General features: G+C 61.8%; 6 protein-coding genes and 1 pseudogene. 3 read left to right on the forward strand and 4 right to left on the reverse strand.

What is annotated here, in order from left to right:
- Nucleotides 1-339: TraI domain-containing protein (locus F7R02_RS24310; protein WP_208789142.1), on the reverse strand; the 339-nt coding region annotated here is incomplete at its 3' end.
- 315 nt (nucleotides 340-654) lie between these two features.
- On the opposite strand from F7R02_RS24310, the gene F7R02_RS24315 reads away from it, so the two are divergent.
- The 3 genes from F7R02_RS24315 (at nucleotide 655) to F7R02_RS24325 (ending at nucleotide 2,383) form a co-directional block, all read left to right on the forward strand.
- Nucleotides 655-1,281, forward strand: a complete 627-nt coding sequence (locus tag F7R02_RS24315) for an integrase (protein ID WP_078590763.1) — start codon at nucleotides 655-657, stop codon at nucleotides 1,279-1,281.
- Nucleotides 1,282-1,293: 12 nt separating this feature from the next.
- Entirely contained in the window at nucleotides 1,294-1,926 is a 633-nt protein-coding gene (locus tag F7R02_RS24320; protein WP_151210267.1) for an RES family NAD+ phosphorylase, read from the forward strand.
- A gap of 85 nt (nucleotides 1,927-2,011) precedes the next feature.
- Nucleotides 2,012-2,383, forward strand: a complete 372-nt coding sequence (locus tag F7R02_RS24325) for a DUF3742 family protein (protein ID WP_078590753.1) — start codon at nucleotides 2,012-2,014, stop codon at nucleotides 2,381-2,383.
- A 17-nt stretch (nucleotides 2,384-2,400) separates the two neighbouring features.
- Here F7R02_RS24325 and F7R02_RS24330 read toward each other — a convergent pair whose 3' ends face one another.
- The 3 genes and pseudogenes from F7R02_RS24330 to F7R02_RS24340 all read right to left on the reverse strand — a co-directional run.
- Nucleotides 2,401-3,918, reverse strand: coding sequence for a conjugal transfer protein TraG N-terminal domain-containing protein (locus F7R02_RS24330; RefSeq protein ID WP_078590755.1), 1,518 nt, complete (start codon nucleotides 3,916-3,918; stop codon nucleotides 2,401-2,403).
- Between the two features lie 15 nt (nucleotides 3,919-3,933).
- Nucleotides 3,934-4,281, reverse strand: coding sequence for a hypothetical protein (locus tag F7R02_RS24335; RefSeq protein WP_053054019.1), 348 nt, complete (start codon nucleotides 4,279-4,281; stop codon nucleotides 3,934-3,936).
- Nucleotides 4,278-4,558: pseudogene (locus F7R02_RS24340) on the reverse strand (integrating conjugative element protein); the annotation flags it as partial. The gene F7R02_RS24335 and the pseudogene F7R02_RS24340, both read right to left, overlap by 4 nt.

Consider the following 4,558-nt stretch of genomic DNA (forward strand, 5'->3'; position numbering starts at 1 on the left):
CAGCAGATAGGACTGCCGCAGCTTGAGCGCGTAGGCAACGATTTCAAGACCATGGTCGAGCATGCCGCCGTGGTAGGCATGGTGGTGGCTCTCTGAGGCGGGAAATTGCTGCACAAGCGCGGCGTAGCGCTCCAAGGGCGTGCGGTACAGCGTTTCGAACTGCTGGCGAGACAGCGACGTGCGCTGCCAAATGTGTTCCAGCAGCTTCTGACGGCGCGGGGTGGCGAGCAAGGACGCGGCCGTCTCCGGCCGCGTCAGCCCTTTCGGGAGGTCGGTGGTGGGTCCTGGCGACGCAGCGGCAGCGACCGAAGCCCTTTTTCGCTGGAACAGGGAGAGCATGTAGGTATCCTGATAGCGGGCCGTGCGGGAGGCCATTTAGCCTTTTCGGGGTAGGGCCTTTCCCCTTGCACCCCATTCCCTTGCCATTTCTGCCCCTTGGCTTTTAACCGTTTCGGTATAGCGAGGCGCAGATTGCGGTTCCAGCGTCAATGTGGAATCCGCTTGTGTGGATTGGGCGGCGACCCTCTGTGCTAGCTCTGCCTATGCTGCGCGGACGCCGTTTCAGCCAAGAGGGTTTTATCAGGCGACAAAGTTGACAAAGGCGACAGGGGCGACTAGGGTGGTTCCTGTCTTAAACCTGCCTGGGAGATGATCATGTCCAATACCATTGAATTAATTGCCGACCGTTTGCCGCGCGTCACGGTGGAGGATGTGCGTCGCTTCGCCGCCATTGTTGATATCCGAGATGCCGGGGCTTTCGCGGCCGAACTGCAGGCGTTCGTTCACGAGCGTGTAGAGGCGGTGGAGCTTCCCGCCCGCCTGGAAATGGAGACGATGGAGCAGACCTTGGCACGCAAGGCGGACGCGCTGCGCGCCGAGACGCGCTGGGCACCGAATGAAACCGAAGTCCAGCGTGGCCGCACCGCGTTGCTGAAAACCTTTAACCAGCCGCATAACCTGCCGATCCCCGAATTCGCCAAGTTGGCGGACAAGTCGCGTCAGCAGATCTACAAGGACATCCTCGCCCGTCGGTTGCTGGCACTGAACGTGGGGCCGCGCGGCCAGAAGCTGCCCGACTGGCAACTCGACCCGGTGAAACAGCAGTTGACTCAAGCCGTCCTCCAGGAGGTCGAGGGCATCGACAACTGGACGATTTACGGTGCGCTTTCCGAACCGCTCGAAGGCTTGGGCGGGCGTTCGCCGGTAGATGCGGTGACGCCAGACTCGATCGACAAGGTAAGCGAGGCCGTGTTCAACGTGCTGGGCGTTCAGGTGCATTGAGGTGAGACTGCCATGAGTCACGAGTTGCCGTTGTTCCTAATCGATGCGGGTGAACTGCTCCAGCATGTGAGCCGCATCGTCTATCGGGGCAGCCCGCTGCACTATGGCCGCAGCAGCACCAACCGCTACGACGACCCGACGGGGGCCTACGGCGTGCTCTACCTGGGCCCCGACCTACCTACGGCGCTGATGGAATCGGTGTTTCACAAGCACCAGTGGCTTGCGGACACCACGCGCTTGATCGCGCTGCAAGAAGTCCAGGGTCGGATGGTGCGCGCCGTGGGCGTTCTATACGGCGTGCGCCTAGCCGATCTCACGGCACCGGGCGTCATGGCGGGCTACTTCGGCTTGAACCTGGAGCAATTGGCCAGCCGCGACTACACGCACACGCAGCAGGTGTCCGCCCAGGTGCATGCGATGCTCGGAGACGACGGCCTGCCGCTGTTCGACGGGGTGCTCTATCCGTCGCGCAACAACTATCCCGCCAAGAGCATTGCCCTGTTCGAGCGTGCGGAAGCGAAAGTCAGGGTCATCAAGGACATCGACCTGGTTGACCACGTGGACTGGCCGGGTTTCGTTGCCACCTATCGCATCGGTGTGGAGCCCGACCCTGGGCCGGTGGAACCGGATGACGAAGCGTCCTGAAGCAGCCAAAGAGCACATTGAAGCCCCAAGCAGAGTGAATTGGACCAGACTAGAATAGGAATTCCTCGTGTAGCAGGAGACAATCATGAACACGACAACCCGCATCAGTACCGCAGAACGTCTCGGCCGCAGCGTTGGCCGTGGATGGCGCGCCTATGCGCGCGGCGAGCGAAGGTTGTCGAGTTGGCTCGCCTCTAAAGGGGTGCCTGTCGTTGGTGCCGCGTTGGCGTTGTGGGTGGTCAAGCTGGCTGTGCTGGGACTGCTGCTCTACGTTGCCTTCTGGTTCGCAGTCGTGGTGCTGGGCGTGATGGTCGCGGGATGGGCAATGGATCAGCAACATCCCGCTGAAGATGACTACGAGTTGCAGTACCCGACCATTGAGGAGTTGCGGACTACACCAGGCTACGATCCCAATCTGCACAACGATACATCCCACGAGATGTACCAAGACGACTGATACCCAAGCTGCATCGACTACCTGAGCTTGCCGCCCGAGATTGCTCCAGCTCCTTTACCTCCCGCGCTACCTGCATCTTTTGTAGCAGTGGCGAAGGTATTGGCGATCGCACCAGCACGGACGCCCACCCAAGTGAGCGCACCAATCCAGAACGTGGGGAGTACCAAGAACATCGTCGCCGTCACGAAATTGAGCAGCATGTCTCCAAAGGCATTGTTCAATCCCATCACGGGGTCGAAGTTTGAGTGCGGGCGGTTCCACCCAAAACCCCAACCATAAAGCGCATTCAGGATGGTGCTATCGATCCAGCGGGCCAACTGGAACCAAAAATCGACGAAGAACAGCGCGAACTGCACGACGCTGACCGTGACGACCATCTTGAGGTCGTAGGTGCCGATGACCAACACCAATGGAATGCAGATCACCAACGCCATCTTGAGCAGTGCGAGCACCATGGGCAGGGCCTGGCGCACCACGTCCATTGCCGGGAAAGCGGCGAGGGCACCAACCGCCAAGCCAACATCGCTGGTGGCACGGTTGACGACGTTGGGTAATGTCTTGTCAATCTGACCGCCGTAGTCCGTATAGACCGAGCCCTGATTGAGCTTCTGTTGCCGCGGCGAAGCGATTGCGCGGATTACCGAATCGTCCACCTGGTTGCGGCTCAGGAATCCAGCCCAGCCTGCCAGCCGAGTGAGAAGGCCGGGGTCTACCTGGCCCAGAAGCCGTGCCCGCAGGCCGTTGCTGCCCTCGGCCCACCATTGGCGGCAGTTCGGGTAGCCGCCGCTGGACACCTGCGCAAGCCCTGCATCGCGGTTGCTGTCGTAGGGCCAGTCCTCGCGCGGGGTGCTGGAACGATAGCTGTCGTAGTAGCCAGCCGTGTCCGTGAAGAAGCGCGAGCCGATCCAAGTGACGTCGTGCATCTGCTCTTCATCAAGTTGCGGGCGCTGCATGAATAGCTTGGCACGGGCCGGCCCGTAGCAATCGTGGCTGAAATCCGCGACTTCCTGGGCCAGCACTGGATCGTCGATGCGCGTGGCGTCGATCTCCATCCGCATCTGCCGCAGATCGGTGCCGCAGGGAATTGCGGCAACCGAGGCTCCCGTGACAGCGCGCGAAAGCGCATGCATGAAGGCCCACCACACCGGCAACTTGGCGCTTTGGTTGTTGAGGGTCGAGAATGACTGCGACCAGCCTGTGTCGGCAGGCTGCGGCACACTGACCTGGCACTGCGCGGAGCGTGAGCTGTCGTACTGGATGGTGGTGAGGTCGACGTCGATGAAAGGGATGCCGGCAAACATCACCACCACGATGGCCACGAATACACGATTCTCAATGCGCGCAGCCGAGAGCACGCCCTTGTTGCCTTCGTCGGCACCTTCCGTGCGGGCCTTGAGCCATTCCTGCACGATGATCGCCACGAAGGGGAGGGCGAACACCCCGCTGGATACCAACACAGCCCAGATGCCGTTATTGACGATCCAGGAGACAAGGGTGAGGTAGTACTCCAAGTAGTCGGTCGTGAAAAGCGTCATGACCTAAATCTCCCCTCAGCCCTGCATCAGCAGGCTGGTTTCCAGCGCCACGATGGCGAGGACGCCGGCGATCTCGCTGCGCACCAAGCGGCGTCGCGCCTGCGCGTCGGCCTCGCGCGCCAGCAGCCGGCGGCGCATCCAGATCCATCCATAGGCCGTCGTCCCGTACAGGCAGAGCCTCCACACCAGGAAATAGCCTTCCGCGGCCGCCAGCCAGCGCTCCCAACCGGTAACGCTGCCGACCATGTAAATGCCAGCAATGTTGGTGCCCACGGCAGCGGCAATGATCACCACCGTCCACATCAGCGCCTTCGCCGCGCGCCTGCTGAACAGCCAGCGCGGCCGTAGCCCAGTCGTGCTCATGGCCGGACTCCCGGATTGCCCTTCTGCAACTGGTCGAGACGGTCAGGCACCGGATCACCCTCGTAGATGCCACGCGAACCCGCCGCACGCGTGCCGTGGCGCTGGATGATGGCCATCGGCGAGTTGTTGGCCAGCTCGCGGCGCAGTTCCAGCTCGGTCTTCAGGTTCTGGATCTCGCGGTCGAGCGTGTCGCTCTCGTGGTTCACGGCCTCCACCGCGAGTTCATTGGCGGCGACGTTGGGCTCCTTCTTGCCCGTCAGCAGGGTCCGCTGGAGCA

The sequence above is a fragment of the Xanthomonas cissicola genome (assembly GCF_008801575.1).
Classification (GTDB): domain Bacteria; phylum Pseudomonadota; class Gammaproteobacteria; order Xanthomonadales; family Xanthomonadaceae; genus Xanthomonas; species Xanthomonas cissicola.